The 14,514-nt window shown below is 70.6% G+C and carries 14 protein-coding genes; 9 read left to right on the top strand and 5 right to left on the bottom strand.

Translation table 11 applies throughout. The features are described 5' to 3' along the window. The first annotated feature begins 46 nt into the window (after positions 1-46). Genes JCR33_RS13085 through JCR33_RS13075 form a run of 3 tightly spaced genes read left to right on the top strand, consistent with a single transcriptional unit; the run spans position 47 to position 2,961 of the window. Complete coding sequence (locus tag JCR33_RS13085; RefSeq protein ID WP_198882535.1) at positions 47-1,003, top strand: Bug family tripartite tricarboxylate transporter substrate binding protein; 957 nt, start codon at positions 47-49, stop codon at positions 1,001-1,003. Beyond that, positions 1,000-1,449 carry a tripartite tricarboxylate transporter TctB family protein gene (locus JCR33_RS13080; RefSeq protein ID WP_198882534.1) on the top strand — a complete coding sequence of 150 codons (450 nt, stop codon included), beginning with the start codon at positions 1,000-1,002 and terminating at the stop codon, positions 1,447-1,449. The genes JCR33_RS13085 and JCR33_RS13080 overlap by 4 nt, the downstream gene beginning before the upstream one ends. A 9-nt stretch (positions 1,450-1,458) precedes the next feature. Next, positions 1,459-2,961 carry a tripartite tricarboxylate transporter permease gene (locus JCR33_RS13075; RefSeq protein WP_198882533.1) on the top strand — a complete coding sequence of 501 codons (1,503 nt, stop codon included), beginning with the start codon at positions 1,459-1,461 and terminating at the stop codon, positions 2,959-2,961. A 100-nt stretch (positions 2,962-3,061) separates the two neighbouring features. Here the strand turns inward: JCR33_RS13075 and JCR33_RS13070 are convergent, their stop codons facing one another. Further along, positions 3,062-4,063, bottom strand: a complete 1,002-nt coding sequence (locus JCR33_RS13070; RefSeq protein ID WP_198882532.1) for an LLM class flavin-dependent oxidoreductase — start codon at positions 4,061-4,063, stop codon at positions 3,062-3,064. A gap of 84 nt (positions 4,064-4,147) precedes the next feature. Then, the gene (locus JCR33_RS13065; protein ID WP_198882531.1) at positions 4,148-5,347 is read right to left on the bottom strand and encodes a M24 family metallopeptidase; all 1,200 of its coding nucleotides are present in this window, start codon (positions 5,345-5,347) and stop codon (positions 4,148-4,150) included. Between the two features lie 228 nt (positions 5,348-5,575). Between JCR33_RS13065 and JCR33_RS13060 the strand changes: the two genes are divergently transcribed. Genes JCR33_RS13060 through JCR33_RS13045 form a run of 4 tightly spaced genes read left to right on the top strand, consistent with a single transcriptional unit; the run spans position 5,576 to position 10,279 of the window. After that, entirely contained in the window at positions 5,576-6,487 is a 912-nt protein-coding gene (locus JCR33_RS13060; protein WP_198882530.1) for an FAD binding domain-containing protein, read from the top strand. Next, positions 6,484-6,969 (top strand): (2Fe-2S)-binding protein, encoded by a 486-nt coding sequence (locus JCR33_RS13055; RefSeq protein ID WP_198882529.1) that lies wholly within the window; start codon positions 6,484-6,486, stop codon positions 6,967-6,969. The genes JCR33_RS13060 and JCR33_RS13055 overlap by 4 nt, the downstream gene beginning before the upstream one ends. After that, positions 6,966-9,284 (top strand): xanthine dehydrogenase family protein molybdopterin-binding subunit, encoded by a 2,319-nt coding sequence (locus tag JCR33_RS13050; protein WP_198882528.1) that lies wholly within the window; start codon positions 6,966-6,968, stop codon positions 9,282-9,284. Before JCR33_RS13055 ends, JCR33_RS13050 begins: the two co-directional genes overlap by 4 nt. Further along, entirely contained in the window at positions 9,281-10,279 is a 999-nt protein-coding gene (locus JCR33_RS13045) for an LLM class flavin-dependent oxidoreductase (protein WP_198882527.1), read from the top strand. Before JCR33_RS13050 ends, JCR33_RS13045 begins: the two co-directional genes overlap by 4 nt. Positions 10,280-10,291: 12 nt before the next feature. Here the strand turns inward: JCR33_RS13045 and JCR33_RS13040 are convergent, their stop codons facing one another. Genes JCR33_RS13040 through pxpB form a run of 3 tightly spaced genes read right to left on the bottom strand, consistent with a single transcriptional unit; the run spans position 10,292 to position 12,833 of the window. After that, on the bottom strand, positions 10,292-11,050 hold the full coding sequence (locus JCR33_RS13040) for a GntR family transcriptional regulator (protein WP_198882526.1): 759 nt from the start codon (positions 11,048-11,050) through the stop codon (positions 10,292-10,294). Continuing rightward, on the bottom strand, positions 11,047-12,096 hold the full coding sequence (locus tag JCR33_RS13035; protein WP_198882525.1) for a 5-oxoprolinase subunit C family protein: 1,050 nt from the start codon (positions 12,094-12,096) through the stop codon (positions 11,047-11,049). The genes JCR33_RS13040 and JCR33_RS13035 overlap by 4 nt, the downstream gene beginning before the upstream one ends. Continuing rightward, positions 12,093-12,833, bottom strand: a complete 741-nt coding sequence (pxpB, locus tag JCR33_RS13030; protein WP_198882524.1) for a 5-oxoprolinase subunit PxpB — start codon at positions 12,831-12,833, stop codon at positions 12,093-12,095. The genes JCR33_RS13035 and pxpB overlap by 4 nt, the downstream gene beginning before the upstream one ends. Positions 12,834-12,997: 164 nt before the next feature. On the opposite strand from pxpB, the gene JCR33_RS13025 reads away from it, so the two are divergent. Next, a complete protein-coding gene (locus tag JCR33_RS13025; RefSeq protein WP_198882523.1) occupies positions 12,998-13,786 on the top strand; it encodes a LamB/YcsF family protein in 789 nt (262 codons plus the stop codon). Continuing rightward, complete coding sequence (gene npdG, locus JCR33_RS13020; RefSeq protein ID WP_198882522.1) at positions 13,783-14,454, top strand: NADPH-dependent F420 reductase; 672 nt, start codon at positions 13,783-13,785, stop codon at positions 14,452-14,454. Before JCR33_RS13025 ends, npdG begins: the two co-directional genes overlap by 4 nt. Positions 14,455-14,514 lie beyond the last annotated feature (60 nt).

Raw genomic sequence — 14,514 nt, 5'->3', positions numbered from 1 at the left:
CGGAGCCCTCCCGCCCCGGCCGAACCGAACCAGATGGAGATCTCCCATGAACAGGTCCATGCCCTGCCTCGCCCTCGGCGCCCTCGCCGCGGTGCTGGTCGGCTTCGGCGGTGACGCCGAGGCGCAATCCTACCCCGACAAGCCGATTTCGGTGATCGTGCCCTTCTCGCCCGGCGGGCAGACCGACATCGCGAGCCGCACTCTCGCCGACGCCCTCTCCGAGGCCCTCGGCGAAACCGTCAGCGTGGTGAACCGCGCCGGCGCGGGTGGCGCCATCGGCACCGCCGAGATGGCCGCCGCCGACACCGACGGCTACACCCTCGGCGTGACCGCCTCCACCCCGCTGATGCTGAAGCCCTTCGTCAGCGACGTGCCCTACACGGTCGACAGCTTCGACTATGTCTGCCGCGTGTTCGAGAACCCGATGTTCTTCGCGGTGAAGGTCGATTCGGACATCGCGTCGCCGAAGGCTCTCGCCGACTATGCCGGCAGCGAGCGGCTGCGCTACGGCTCCTCGGGCAACGGCTCGGTCCAGCACCTCGCCATGCTGCAGTTCTCCGATCTCGCCGGCGTCGAGGGCGTCCACGTCGCCAACAGCAGCGACGCCGACAACCTGCGCAACATCCTCGCCGACGTCATCACCGGCACCCTCACCTCCTCGAGCGTCATCAAGAAGAACGAGGACACGCTGAAGCCGATCGGCGTGATGAGCCGCGAGCGCTCGCCGATCTTCCCCGACGTTCCGACCTTCGCCGAAGAGGGCTTCCCGGTCTATTATTCGCTGTGGGGCGTGCTCGTGGGGCCGAAGGGAATGCCGGAAGACGTGCTGGCGACGCTGCGCAAGGGTTGCGCCGATGCGCAGAGCTCGGAGGCCTTCCAGAGCCGCATGAACGAGCTCGGCATGGTGCCCGCCTACATGGACGGCGCCGAGTTCGAGCCGCTCGCCAAGGAAGAAAGCGCCACCTCCAAGGCCCTCCTCGAAAAGGCCGGCCTCATCCAATGAGCGGCGAGGCGTCGCCGCGGATCCGCCGGGTCGCGACCGGCCTCGGTCTCTCCGCCGCGTGCCTCCTGTTCGCCGCCGCCGGGGGACTCCTCTCCCCCGGCGACTGGCTGCGTGCGGCCCAGTCGAAGACCATCTTTCCGGTGGTCGTGCTGGCGGGGGCCATCCTCTGCGGGCTCCTCATCGCCGCCGGCGCCGCCCGCAACAGCGACACGCCGTTCGCCACCGCCGGCCTCCTCAAGGCCGTCGGCATCGGCGCGCTCGCCGCGATCTATGCGATCGCCCTGCCCCGCGTGGGCTTCCTGATCGCCACCACGGCCCTTTCCGTGCTCCTGCCCGTCCTCCTCGGCTATCGCAACATCGTGGCCATCGCCGCCTTCACCATCGCGATCCTGGCGCTCGTGTGGCTCGTGTTCATCCGCCTGATGAACGTCCCGCTGCCGCTCTAGGAGGCCATCTTGCTGAACGACGCCCTCGCCGCCGTCACCCTTCTCGTCGACCCCACGACGCTCGTCGCACTCCTCGCCGGCGTGGTGGTGGGCACCATCATCGGCGTCCTGCCGGGGCTCGGGCCGAGCATCGCCATCGCCCTCGCGCTGCCCTTCACCCTCAACATGTCGCTCGGGCCGAGCGTCGCCCTGTTGATGGGCCTCTACTGCACCTCGATCTATGGCGGGTCGGTGGCGGCGATCCTCCTCAACGTGCCGGGCACGCCCGCCTCGGCCGCCACCTGCTTCGACGGCTACCCGATGGCGCGGCGCGGCGACGGCGACCTCGCCATCGGCATCACCACGATCGGCTCGGCGATGGGGGGCATGTTCTCCATCGTGATCCTCGCCTTTCTGGCGCCCTTCCTCGCCCGCTTCGCCCTGCGCTTCGGGCCGCTCGAGATGTTCCTCGTCGGCGTCTTCGCCCTCTGCTGCGTCGCCATCATCGAGCGGGCGATCCTGGTGAAGGCGGTCGCCGCCGGGCTCGTCGGCATGGCGCTCGCCTCGATCGGCCAGGACCCCGCGTCCGGCGACATGCGCCTCACCTTCGGCTACTTCCCGCTCGCCGCCGGCATTCCCCTCGTGCCCCTCCTCATGGGCCTCTTCGCCATCTCCGAGGTGATGATGCGCGTCGCCGAATATGGCCGCGGCCCGGCCGAGGGCACGCTGGCGCGCATCGGCTTCCGCGTGCCGGGGCTCCACTTCTGGCGCTCGGCCTGGCGCACGGTGGCGAAGTCCTCGCTCATCGGCATCGTGCTCGGCATCCTGCCGGGGGCCGGGCCGACGGCAGCCTCCTTCATCAGCTACTCGGAGGCGAAGCGCTCCTCCAAGGACCCCGACAGCTTCGGCAAGGGCAACCCCGAGGGCATCCTCGCCTCCGAGGCGGCCAACAACGCGGTGACGGGCGGGGCGCTGGTCCCTTCCCTGTCGCTCGGCATTCCCGGCGACCCGATCACGGCGATGATCCTCGCCGCCCTCGTACTACAGGGGGTGACGCCCGGACCGCGGCTCTACACCGAGCACATGGACCAGGTGCTCCTCATCCTCTTCTCGCTGTTCATCGCCAACATCGGCATCCTCGTCGCCGGCGGCTTCGGCGCGCGGCTCTTCACCCGCGTGCTGCGGCTACCGGAGCCGCTGCTCCTCGCCGGCGTGGTGGTGCTCGCCTCGGTCGGCACCTTCGCCGGCAACAACTCCGCCTTCGACCTCGTCATCATGGCCGCCGCGGGCTTCCTCGGCTGGGGCCTGCGGGTGCTCGGCTTCCCGCTCGCCCCGCTGATCATCGGCTACGTGCTCGCCCCGATGGTGGAGGTAAACTTCAAGCAGGCCCTCATCGTCTACGGCACCGACCCGGTGGTGTTCCTGGAGCGCCCGGTCGCCGCCGCGCTGCTCGTGATGATCCTCGGCGTGCTGCTCTACCCCACCATCGCCCGTGCCGTCGGCGGCATGCGCCGCCGCATCGCCTCGCGCTGAGGCGGGGCGCGGCGCCACCCCCACGCACCGAAACGCGCCGACGCAACAAGAAAGGCCCGCCGAGGCGGGCCTTTCGTGGATGCGGCTCGAGGCGGCGGCGTCAGGCGCAGTGGGGCATGATCTCCTCGGAGAACCAGTGCAGCTGCTCCAGATATTCTTCCTGGCTGTTCACCGCGAGGGCCATGGCGGCGCAGTGGTCGACGCCCATCGCCTTCAGCTCGTGGATTTTGGCGATGATCGTTTCGGGCGAGCCGACGAGGTTGCCGGAGACCTGATAGGCCGGATCGCGCCCGGTGTGGGCGAGCGAGACGCGGTGCGCCACGAGGCCGCTCTTCATGTAGGTCGCCTCGGCCTCCTCCTGGGTCTTGCCGATGAGGAGGGAGAATTGCGGCGCCACCTCGATGGACTTCGGGTCGCGCCCGATCTTCTCGGCCGCCGCGTGCAGCGCCTCGATGCGCTCGGCGATCTCGTGAAACGGCCGCCAGCCGGGCAGCCAGCCCTGGCCGATCTCGGCCGCCCGCTCCACCGCCTTCATGTTGTGCCCGCCGATGAACAGCGGGAACGGGTCCTGCTTCGGCTTGGGGAACATCTCGATGTCGGTGTACGAATAATACTCGCCGTCGAAGGAGGAGACCTTCTCGGTGGCGAGGCGGCGGAAGATCTCGAGCCCCTCGGCCATCATCTTGCCGCGGTGGGGCTTCTCGTAGCGATGGCCGACGAACGCCTCAAACTCCTCGCGATAGGCGCCGAGGCCCACGGCCATCATGAAGCGGCCGCCCGACATCTGATCGAGGGTGAAGGCCTGCTTGGCGAGATAGACCGGCTCGCGGTTCGGCACGACGAGAAGCGCCGTCCCGACGCGCAGCGTGGTCGTCGCCTGCGCGATCATCGCAAGCGCGATGAGCACGTCGTAGAAGTTGGGCGAGGCGTCGAAGTGCTCGCGCACGTAGCGCGGCGGGGTGATGTGGTCGTTGCCCCACACCGAATCGAAGCCGAGCCGCTCGGCCACCTGCGCGTGGCGCACGAGATCCTGCGGCGCGCAGAAATTGACCGGAAAGGCGAGCCCTTCATAGCCGGTCGACAGGCAGACGGAGTATTTCATGAAAGCGTCCTTGCGCAGCGCCGAGAGCGGCTCCCGTCCTCTCTTGACCCATCGGACGGGAAGAAGCCGCTCGCTCCCAAAGAGTTAGACCACGCGCAGCGCAGTCGGCAGCGTCATGAAGGATTCCACGCCGTCGCGCGTGACGCGCAGCATGTCTTCCACCTGGAAGCCGCCGAAACCGAGCTCGTAGTAGGGGGTCTCGAGGCAGAGCACCATGTTCTCCTCGAGCACTTCCGGTGCGGCCTCGGAAATCGTCGGCGGATCGTAGCCGTCGATGCCGATGCCATGGCCGACGTGACTGCGGCGGAAGCCGGGGATCCCCTCGCGCCGCACCGTCTCCACCACCTCGGTGAAGAGGTCGGCGACCTTGAGGCCGGGCTTGATGATCTCGTAGCTGCGCTCGATGCCCTTCTCCACCGCGGCATAGGCGGCGGCGGTGCGCTTGTCCGGTTCACCGAGAACGGCGCCGCGGGCCATGTCCGAGCGGTAGTGCTTGTAGCGGGCGCCGACGTCGAAGCGGATGAGATCGCCGGGCCTCAGCTGCCGGTCGGAAGGCTGGGCGTTGATCATGGCGCTGCGCGGGCCGAAGCCGATGCACCCCGTCACCGGGAGCGCGTCGTCGGCGACCAGCGAGCCGTTGAAGGCGCGCAGCATCTCGCGCTCGCTCACCCCCTCGCGGGCGACGGCGAGAGACGCTTCGATCGCCCGCTGGGTGATCGCCGCCACATCGCGCAGGATGTCGATCTCGACCGGCGTCTTCACCGCCCGCACGCGCTGGAAGAGGCCGAAGGAGCGCACGAAGGTCGCCTCCGGCAACGCCGCGAGGAGCTCGTCCATGCACTGGGGGGTGATGCCCGTCTCGTCGAGGGCGATGCGCCCCTTGGCAACGCCCTTCTCCTTCATCGCGGCGACCAGCGCCTCGACCGAACCCGCATAGGCGTCGGTGGCGAAGAGCTCGCTCTGGGTGGCGTCGTCCGGCTCGAGCGTCGCGCTCGCGTCGACGTCGATCTGGAAGTAGCCGTAGCGGCGGACGTCGCTCACCCAGGGCTTCTGATCGGCCACGAGGTCGAGGATGCTGGAGTTCGCGATCAGCGCCGGCTCTTCGCCGTTGAGGGGGTAGAGACAATATGCCTGCGGGCCGCGCCGGACCCACTGGGACATCGCCCAGAAACCGCTGAGATAGGTGACGTTTTCCGGTGATGTGGCGATTACGGCGTCGAAGCCTTCACGCTTCGCAAGGTCGTTGAGCCGGGGAAGATTGGCGAGACAGGCGTCGCTTGGCATCGGGATTCCTCAAAAGCGTTCCTTTATATGGAACACTGTTTCAACTACTGTGAGTGAGCGCAGATGGCCTGTCAACCGCCGGCCGGCCTTCCGCCCGTCGGGGCGGCGGTCGATTGACAGGCATCACTGCCGATGCCATCATATTTTGGAACAATGTTCTATATATTGGAACGATGTTCCGTCCCGTCCGAGCGGGCGGGCGCGTTTCGCCATCGGGAGCCCCCGCACTTGAAGCTGCCGCCGGTCGCCTACCGATGCCCGGAAAGCCTCGACGAGGCCATCGCCCTCCTCGCGGCCGACGACGAGGCCCAGATCCTGAGCGGCGGCCAGAGCTTGATGCCGATGCTCGCCTTCCGCCTCGCCGCGCCGAGCGTGCTCGTGGACCTGAGGCGCGTGCCGGGGCTCGACCGCATCGCGATCGACGCGGAGGGAACGCACGTCGGGTCGCGGGTGACGTGGCGCGCGCTGGAGCGCTCCCACGCGCTCGCCGCCGCCCAGCCACTCCTCGCCGCCGCCCTCCCCCACATCGCCCACTATCAGATCCGCAATCGCGGCACCGTCGGGGGCAGCCTCGCCCACGCGGACCCCGCCGCCGAGCTGCCGGCGGTCGCCCTCACCCTCGACGCCACCATCGAGGTCGCCGGCCCCGCCGGCCCCCGCCGCATCGGTGCGCAAGACTTCTTCCTCGGCGCGATGACGACGGCGCTCGAACCGGGCGAGATCGTCACCGCCCTCCATCTGCCGCCCGCCCCGGCGACGCGGCGGCACGGCTTCGAGGAGTTCGCGCGCCGGCGCGGCGACTTCGCCCTCGCCGGCATCGCCCTCTCGCTCGACGTCACCCTCCCGCTCGACGTCACCATGGCGCGCGACCGCGCAGCGCCGCGGATCGAAGGCGCGCGCATCGCCGCCTTCGGCATCGCCGACGTGCCGCTGCGCCTCGACGCCGTGGAAGCCGCGCTCGAAGGCGCCGTCGCCGACGCGTCCGCCGTCGCGGCGGCGGAAGCGGCCTGCGTCGCCAGCGTCACCCCGGACGGCGACCCGAGCGCCGACGCCGCCTACCGCCGCGCGCTCCTCGCGACGCTCCTCGGCCGTGCGCTCGCCTGCGCGCTGGAGAATCCCCCCGCCGAGCGCGCCGCATGAGCCGCACCGTCCGCTTCGCGCTCAACGGCGTCGCCACCGCACTCGACGTCGCCGACCGCACCACCCTCGCCGACGCGCTGCGCGACGGCGCCCGCCTCACCGGCACCCACCTCGGCTGTGAGCACGGGGTCTGCGGCGCCTGCACCGTGATCGTCGACGGCCTCGCCGTCCGCGCCTGCCTGATGCTGGCCGTCCAGGCCGACGGCGCCGACGTCGTGACGGTGGAGGGGCTCGCCCCCCGCGACGGCGGCCTCGGCGCGTTGCAGCAGGCCTTCCACGAGCACCACGCCCTGCAATGCGGCTTCTGCACGCCGGGGATCCTCACCACGATGCACGCGCTCCTCACCGAGGAGCCCGAGGCGGACGAGGCACGCATCCGCGACGTCCTCTCCGGCAATCTCTGCCGCTGCACCGGCTACCTTCCCATCATCGCCGCCGTGATGGCGGCGCGCGGCGCCTACCGTCGCGAGGGCGTGGAGTGAGCCGCTCCAACGCCTTCGTGGGGAGCCCGATGCCGCGGATCGAGGACGCGCGCCTTCTGACCGGCGGCGCCCGCTTCGTCGCGGACCTTGCCCGCCACGACCTCCTCCACGCCGTCATCGTGCGCAGCCCGCTCGCCCATGGCCGCATCCTCGCCGTCGACGCCGACGCGGCGCGGGCGATGGACGGCGTCGTCGCCCTCTTCACCGCGGCCGACATCGGCGAGGTGCCGCTGATCCCGATCCGCCAGCACGGCGTGCCGGAGGGCGAGGCCTACCGCCAGCCGGTCATCGCCGCCGATCGCGTGCGCTATGTCGGCGAGCCGGTGGCGATCGTCGTGGCGCGCGAGGCCGCCGTCGCGGAGGACGCCGCCGAAGCCGTCGTCGTCGACATCGACCCGCTGCCGGTCGTCGCCGACACCGCCATCTCGGCGCGCGACGAGACGCTGGTGTTCGCGGCCCCCACCAACCGCGTCACCACCTTCCGCGCCCGGGCGGGCGGGGCCGACGCCGCCTTCGCCGCCGCCCCCTACACCCGCCGCGCCCGCTTCGCTGTGCAACGCCACACCGCCTCGCCCATGGAAACGCGCGGCCTCCTCGCCGAGTGGGACGGCGAGAGCGGGCACCTCACCGTCCACGGCGCGACCAAAGTGCCCTTCTTCAACCGCGATACGCTCGCCACGATGCTCGGCCTCGGCGCCGGCGACGTGACGCTGATCGAGGTGGACGTGGGCGGCGGCTTCGGCGCCCGCGGCGAGTTCTACCCGGAAGACTTCCTCATCCCCTTCGCCGCCCGCCGCCTCGGGGCGCGCGTGCGTTGGCTGGAGGACCGCCGGGAGCACTTCTCGGCCATGAACCACGCCCGCGAGATGACCGCCGAGATGGAGATCGCCTGCGAGCGCGACGGCCGCGTCATCGGCATCCGCGGCACCGTCGACGTCGACCTCGGCGCCTACGTGCGCACCAACGGCCTCACCACCCCGCGCAACGTCGCCCAGTTCGTGACCGGGCCCTACCTCGTGCCGCACATCGCGATCGACGTCGCCGTGCACGTCACCAACAAGACGCCGACGGGCACCTATCGCGGGCCGGGGCGCTACGAGGCGAGCTTCTTCTGCGAGCGTCTCTTCGACATGGCGGCCCGCGATCTCGGCGTCGACCGCGCCGAGTTCCGCATGATGAACCTCATTCCCGAAGAGCGGCTGCCCTATCCCCTCGCCCACATGGACGGCCTCGACGCCAGCTGGCAAACCGAGCTCGACAACGGCGCCTACGGCGAGGTGATGGCGCGCTGCCTCGAGACCTTCGACTGGGCGGCGAAGTCCCGTCTCGACGGCCGCCTGGTCGACGGGCGGCACCACGGCATTGCCGTCGGGGCCTTCGTGGAGGGCGGCGCGGGCGGTCGCGGCGAGACGGCGCGCATGACCATCACGGCCGACGGCATGGTGGAGGTGGCGGTGGGCTCCACCTCGCTCGGCCAGGGGCTCGTCACGATCCTCACCCAGATCGCGGCCGACGCGCTCTCGCTCCCGATGGACCGCATCCGCCTCGTGCACGGCTCCACCAACCTCGTGAGCCAGGGCGGCGGCTCCTTCCACTCACGCTCCACGGTGATGGGCGGCTCGGCGATCCTCCTCGCCGCCGAAGCGCTGCTCCAGGCGATCGGCGAGGCCGCGCCGCACCATGAAGCCGCCGGCAAGGTGCGCATCGAGGACGGCATGGTCGCCGTGGGCGACGCCCGGCTGCCGCTCGACGCCTTCGCCGGGCTCGTCGTGGAGCGGCAATTCTTCAACAAGAAGCTGACCTACAGCTACGGCGCCCATGCCGCGCACGTCTCCGTCGACCCGCGCACCGGCGACGTCGCTGTGCTCGACTACGTGACGGTCGACGACGTCGGCCGCGTCATCAACCCGCTGACGCTCCACGGTCAAGTGGTCGGCGCGCTGGTCCAGGGTCTCGGCAGCACCTTCTTGGAAGAGATCCGCTACGACGAGGAGGGCCAGCTCCTCACCGGCTCATTCGCCGACTATCTGATGCCCACCGCGACCGAGGTTCCGCCGGTGCGCGCCATCTCGCTCGGGTTGCGGCCCTGCCCCAACAACCCCATCGGAGCAAAGGGCGCCGGCGAGGGCGGGCTCATCCCGGTGGGCGGGGTGATCGCCAATGCCGTCGCCGCGGCGCTCGCCGACTTCGCCGTCGAGCCCAACACCCTGCCCCTCACGCCGCCGCGCCTGTGGCACCTCATCGAGGCCGGGCGGCGGGCCGCATCCGATACCACCAACGCCGACGATCCCACCAACGCCGAGGCCCGACCGTGAGCGCCCTGCCGAAGATCAGCATCCGCCTCGATGGAGGCATGAGCCCGGCCGAGTGCGTGAGGCTCGCCTGCGCCGCCGAGGCGGCGGGCTTCGCGAGCGTCTGGTTCGCCGAGAACGCCTTCGCCCGCGGCATCCTGCCGGCGGCGGCGGCCTGCGCGGCGGCGACCTCGCGCATCGCGATCAACGCCGGCGTGTTCAACCCCTACAGCCGCCATCCCACCATGATGGCGATGGAGATCGCCGCGCTCGACGAGTTGGCGGGCGGACGCGTCGGCCTCGGACTCGGGTCCGGCATCGCGGCGGCGACGCGGCGGCTCGCGATCGACCCCGACAAGCCGCTGCCCGCCCTGCGCGACGCGCTCGCCATCGTGCGCGGCCTTCTCGCCGGCGAGACGGTGGACCATGCGGGTGATCACTTCAGCGCCCGCGGCGTCGCGCTCGAGTGCCCGGCGCGGGCGGACCTGCCGATCTATCTCGCCGGCCGCGGCCGATTGACGGTGAAGTTCGCCGGCGAGGCGGCGGACGGGCTGATCGTCTCCAACATGTGCACCGTCGCCTTCGCCGGCGGCCTCGCCGCGACGGTGGCCGCGGCCCGGGGAAGCCGCCCGCCCGCAGCGATCGTCCAATATATGCCTGCCGCCGTCGGTGCCGACGGAGACGCGGCGGTGAAGCGGGCACTCGGTGCGGTGGGAGCGATGGTGCCGCGCTACTGGGCGCTCGCCGCCAAAGTGCCGGCGGCGAAGGCGGCGCTCACCGAGGGCGCCGGCATCGACGACGAGACCTTCGCCGACGCGGCCCGCCGCCTCGCCGACGAGCCGGCCGACCGGGCGCTCGACGGCCGCTTCGCCCATGCCTTCGCCCTCGCCGGCACGGTGGACGACTGCCTCGCCCGGGCCGCGGACTATCGGGCGGCGGGCGTCACCGAGCTCGCCCTCACCTTTTCCGGCCCCGACGCCGCCGACGAGATCGCCGCCCTCGGCCGCGCCCTCGCCTGAGCGCGCTCCGCCCTACCCGAAGAGGTCGATGTCGAGCCGCACGCAGTCGCCGCGGTAGATGATGTTGCCGTAGTAGATCACGCGGTCGGCACTGTCGGTCACCACGAGGTGGCCGTCGGCGGTGGGAAAGCCGATGCCGATCTTGAGGAGATCGGCGGTGCGCGTGTCCGCCGCCGCGACGACGAAGGACTGCCGCGCCGACTTCACGTCGAGCCCCTCGAGGGTGGCGACCACCGAGATCGACGGCTCCTTGGCGAAGCGGTCGGGCGCCATCGCCACCACATGCTCGGCGACGTGCACGCAGGCGAAGGAGAACGGCACACCGCGCCGCGACTGCACGCTCTCAAGATAGCGATACTCCTCGGCCGGCCGTCCTTCGTCCTCCCCCAAGGAGGGGGGTTCGGCGTCCGACACGACCTTGAGGAAATGGGGCGTGTTGGCGCCGATCGTCTTGGCGAGCGACTGCCAGCGCAGGTCGAGGCGCAGCCAGCGCTTGTCCTCCACGTTGCCGGACACGAAGGTGCCCTTGCCCTGGATGCGCTTCAGCAGCCCCTCGTTCTCGAGGAGCTCCACCGCCTGGCGGACCGTGACGCGCGCCACCGCGAACTCGTCCTCCAATGCGGCGAGGGTGGCGATCTTCTCGTTGGCACCCCAATGCCCCTCCTCGATGCGCCGCCGAATGGCGGCCGCCACCTGCAGATATCGGGGAAGCGGGCTGCGGTTGTAATCGGGGACGGTGATGGTCTGACCTCTGATGGGCGTCCGTTTCACGACGGATGACCCACGTTAGTGGCGTCGACAACGCCGGAGATCAAGTTTTCACCGCTGAGCGCGGCGAGCGAGGGCTCGGCCGCGGTTTGCGCCGGGGCCATCGCGCCGATCCGCCGAGCGAGGGCGGCTTCCGCGTCGCGTCGGATCACCTCCGCGTCGGCCACCGACACGGCCTCAAAACGCACGACTCCTCCGGGGCCGAGCCGCCCGGCGAGCGGCAGGTCCGCCGAGATCACGTTGGCGATCTTGGGGTAGCCGCCGGTGGTCTGATGGTCGGCGAGGAGCAGGATCGGCAACCGCGAGCCGGGCACCTGGATCGCCCCCGTCGCGATGCCGTCGGAGACGAGATTGTAGCCGCCGACGTGCTCGATCTCCGGGCCGTTGAGCCGCATGCCCATCCGATCGGTGGCGCCGTCGATGACGTAGGGTTCCTCCAGGAAGGTGGCGATGCCCTTGTCGGTGAACCAGTCGGCCTGCGGGCCGAGGACGACGCGAAGCACCGTATCGCCGGCGGGCGCGGGGATCGGCTCGACCGCGAGCGGCGGGCCGGCCGGCGCGCCCTCCCCGATCGCCAAGCGGTCCCCGGCACGCAGCGCCCGCCCTTCGTGCCCGCCGAAGGGGCCGCGCAGGTAGGTCGCGCGCGAGCCGAAGAGCGGCGGCACGTCGACCCCGCCCGACACGGCGAGGCAGGCGGTGACCGATCCCTTGAGCGGGCCGATCTTCACCACCGCGTCCGCCGGAAGGTCGAAGGCCTGGTGGGCGGGGACCGTGCGCGTCGCCCCGTCGGCGAGGGTGATCGTCAGCTTCGCCTCGCTGCCGGCGAGCGCCATCCGCACGGTCCCCTCCGCCGCCTTCAGCGAGGGGCCGACCATGCGCATCTCGAGGACCGCCGCGTCGCCGCCGTTGCCGACGAGGGCGTTCGCAAGGCGCATCGCCTCGAAATCGAGCACCCCGGAGACCGGCACCCCCAGCGCCTGATAGCCGAAGCGACCGCGATCCTGCACCGTGGTCTGCAGCCCCGGCTCGACAACCTCGATGGTGGTCACGCCGCGTCCTCCCGCTCCACCTCGTAGCGGCCCTCGCGGCAGAGGGCGGCGATGTCGTCGTAGGCCGCGTCGTCGACGGGCACGAAGCGGACCCCGTCGCCGGGGGCGAGCAGCGCCGGCCGCTCGGCCGCAATGTCGAAGAAGCGCACCGGCGTCTTGCCGAGGAGGCGCCAGCCGCCGGGCGATTCGAGGGGATAGACCGCGGTCATCTGCCCGGTGAGCGCCACCGAGCCCGCCGGCACCCGCACCCGCGGCGTCTCCAGGCGCGGCAGCCGCAACGGCTCCGGCGTGTCGCCGAGGTAGCCGAAGCCCGGCAGGAAGCCGAGCATGTAGACGTTGTAGACGCTGCCGGCATGGAGGGCGACGGCATCCGCCTCGCTCATCCCCGCGGTGGCGGCGACGTCGGCGAGATCCGGCCCGCCCTCGCCGCCGTAGAGCACCGGGATGCGCCACACATGGCGCATCGCCGACGCCTCCACGTCGTCGAGCGGCATCGCGGCGATGATGTCGGTTATCGTGGACGCCGAGGTGATCGTGGGATCATAGTGGACGAACAGGGAGCGAAATGTGGGGACGAGCTCGGTGACACCGTCGAGCGCGGCGTCGCGGATCATCTCCGCCGTCTTCATCACGCGGGCGGAAATCGTACGGTCGACGGTGTCGCCGAACTCCACCACGACGCCGCCGTCGCCGGCGGAGAGAAAACGGGCCTTGTCCGCCACCGTGTCGGCTGCCATCGCAATCCTTCCATGTCCCCGCGCCGCCGGTCCGCAGGTCTGTCCGAACTTGATTTCGGCGTGGGATAGAGTATGGTATTAATCATAGAAACACACGACTAAAAATTGCAAATTTTCTAGTCGCTTAGCTCAAAAACCAGACATCAGCCGAGAGGAGAGCGGACGTGGTCACGCGCATCAACATCAACGCCGACATGGGCGAAGGCTACGGCCACTACCAGATCGGCGACGACGCGGCGATCCTGACCATCGTCAAGAGCGTCAACCTCGCCTGCGGCTTCCACGCCGGCGACGCCACCGTGATGCACGATGTGTGCATGCAAGCCAAGGAGCTCGGCGTGTCGGTGGGCGTGCATCCCGGCTTCAACGACCTGTGGGGCTTCGGCCGCCGGCGCATCGACATGAGCCCGCGCGACCTCGAATACATGGTCGCCTACCAGATCGGCGCGCTGAAGGGCATGGCCAAATATGCCGGCATCGAGATCACCCACCTGAAGCCGCACGGCGCGCTCAACAACATGGCCGCCGACGACCCCGAATATGCGCTCGCCATCGCCCGCGCGATCAAGACGGTGGACCCGTCGATCTACTACCTCGCCCTCTCCAACTCGGAGATGGAGAAGGCCGCGCTGAAGCTCGACGTGCCGCTCGCTCGCGAGGCCTTCATCGACCGCCAGTATACCGCCGACGGCAACCTCGCCTCGCGCAAGAACCCGGACTCGATGATCCGCGATCCGAAGGTGGCCGCCGAGCGCGCCGTGCGCATGGTGATGGATCAGGAGATCGTCGCGATCGACGGCACCAAGATGCCGACGCCGTTCGATTCGCTCTGCATCCACGGCGACGAGCCGACCGCCATCACCGTCGCCCGCGCCGCCCGCGACGCGATGGTGGAAGCCGGCATCGAGATCGTGACGCTGCCCGAAGTGATGGCCGCGAAGGAAGCGGCGTGAGCGAGTTTCCGAAGCCGCTGGCGATCGTCGGCGGCACCGGGGCGCTCGGCGGCGGGCTCGCGATCCGCGCCGCCCGGGCCGGCTGCCCCGTGGTGATCGGCTCGCGCACCGCGCAGAAGGCCGAGGCCGCCGCCGCCGCGCTGCGCGAGACGGTGCCGGACGCCGACGTCGTCGGCCTGGAGAACGCCGCCGCGGCCGCCGCCGGGGAGATGGTCGTCGTCACCGTGCCGTTCGCGAGCCAGGCCGACACCCTCGCCGCGATCGCCCCGATGGTCGGCGGCAAGGTGGTGGTCGACACCACGGTGCCGCTGGTCCCCCCCAAGGTGGCGCGGGTGCAGCTTCCGCCGGAAGGCTCGGCCGCCCAGCGCGCGGCGAAGGCGCTCGGCGAGGGCGTGCGCCTCGTCACCGGCTTCCACAACGTCTCCGCCAAGAAGCTTGGCGAGGAAGGCCCCGTCGCGTGCGACGTCCTGGTGTTCGGCGACGATGTCGACGCGCGCCAGCTCGTGGTCGACCTCGCCAACGCCATCGGCCTGCGCGGCCTGCACGGCGGCGTGCTCGACAACTCGGCGGCGGCAGAAGCGCTCACCTCGGTGCTGATCGCCATCAACAAGCGCTACAAGGTGGCCGAGGGTGCGGGCATTCGCATCACCGGCCTCGGCGAGGCGTGAGGGCCTAGCCCCTTGACCCCGCAGGCCGCCGGCGCGATCCCTGAACCGTCGTTAGAATGC

The sequence above is a fragment of the Acuticoccus mangrovi genome, assembly GCF_016411865.1.
Classification (GTDB): domain Bacteria; phylum Pseudomonadota; class Alphaproteobacteria; order Rhizobiales; family Amorphaceae; genus Acuticoccus; species Acuticoccus mangrovi.
This window is presented reverse-complemented; position numbering and strand designations above follow the sequence as displayed.

Excerpts from the sequence above, each read along its gene's own strand:
- JCR33_RS13055 (WP_198882529.1), top strand. The coding sequence starts at position 6,484 with ATGAGCCGCACCGTCCGCTTCGCGCTCAACGGCGTCGCCACCGCACTC.
- JCR33_RS13080 (WP_198882534.1), top strand. The coding sequence starts at position 1,000 with ATGAGCGGCGAGGCGTCGCCGCGGATCCGCCGGGTCGCGACCGGCCTC.
- JCR33_RS13070 (WP_198882532.1), bottom strand. The coding sequence starts at position 4,063 with ATGAAATACTCCGTCTGCCTGTCGACCGGCTATGAAGGGCTCGCCTTT.
- JCR33_RS13065 (WP_198882531.1), bottom strand. The coding sequence starts at position 5,347 with ATGCCAAGCGACGCCTGTCTCGCCAATCTTCCCCGGCTCAACGACCTT.
- JCR33_RS13085 (WP_198882535.1), top strand. The coding sequence starts at position 47 with ATGAACAGGTCCATGCCCTGCCTCGCCCTCGGCGCCCTCGCCGCGGTG.
- pxpB (WP_198882524.1), bottom strand. The coding sequence starts at position 12,833 with ATGGCAGCCGACACGGTGGCGGACAAGGCCCGTTTTCTCTCCGCCGGC.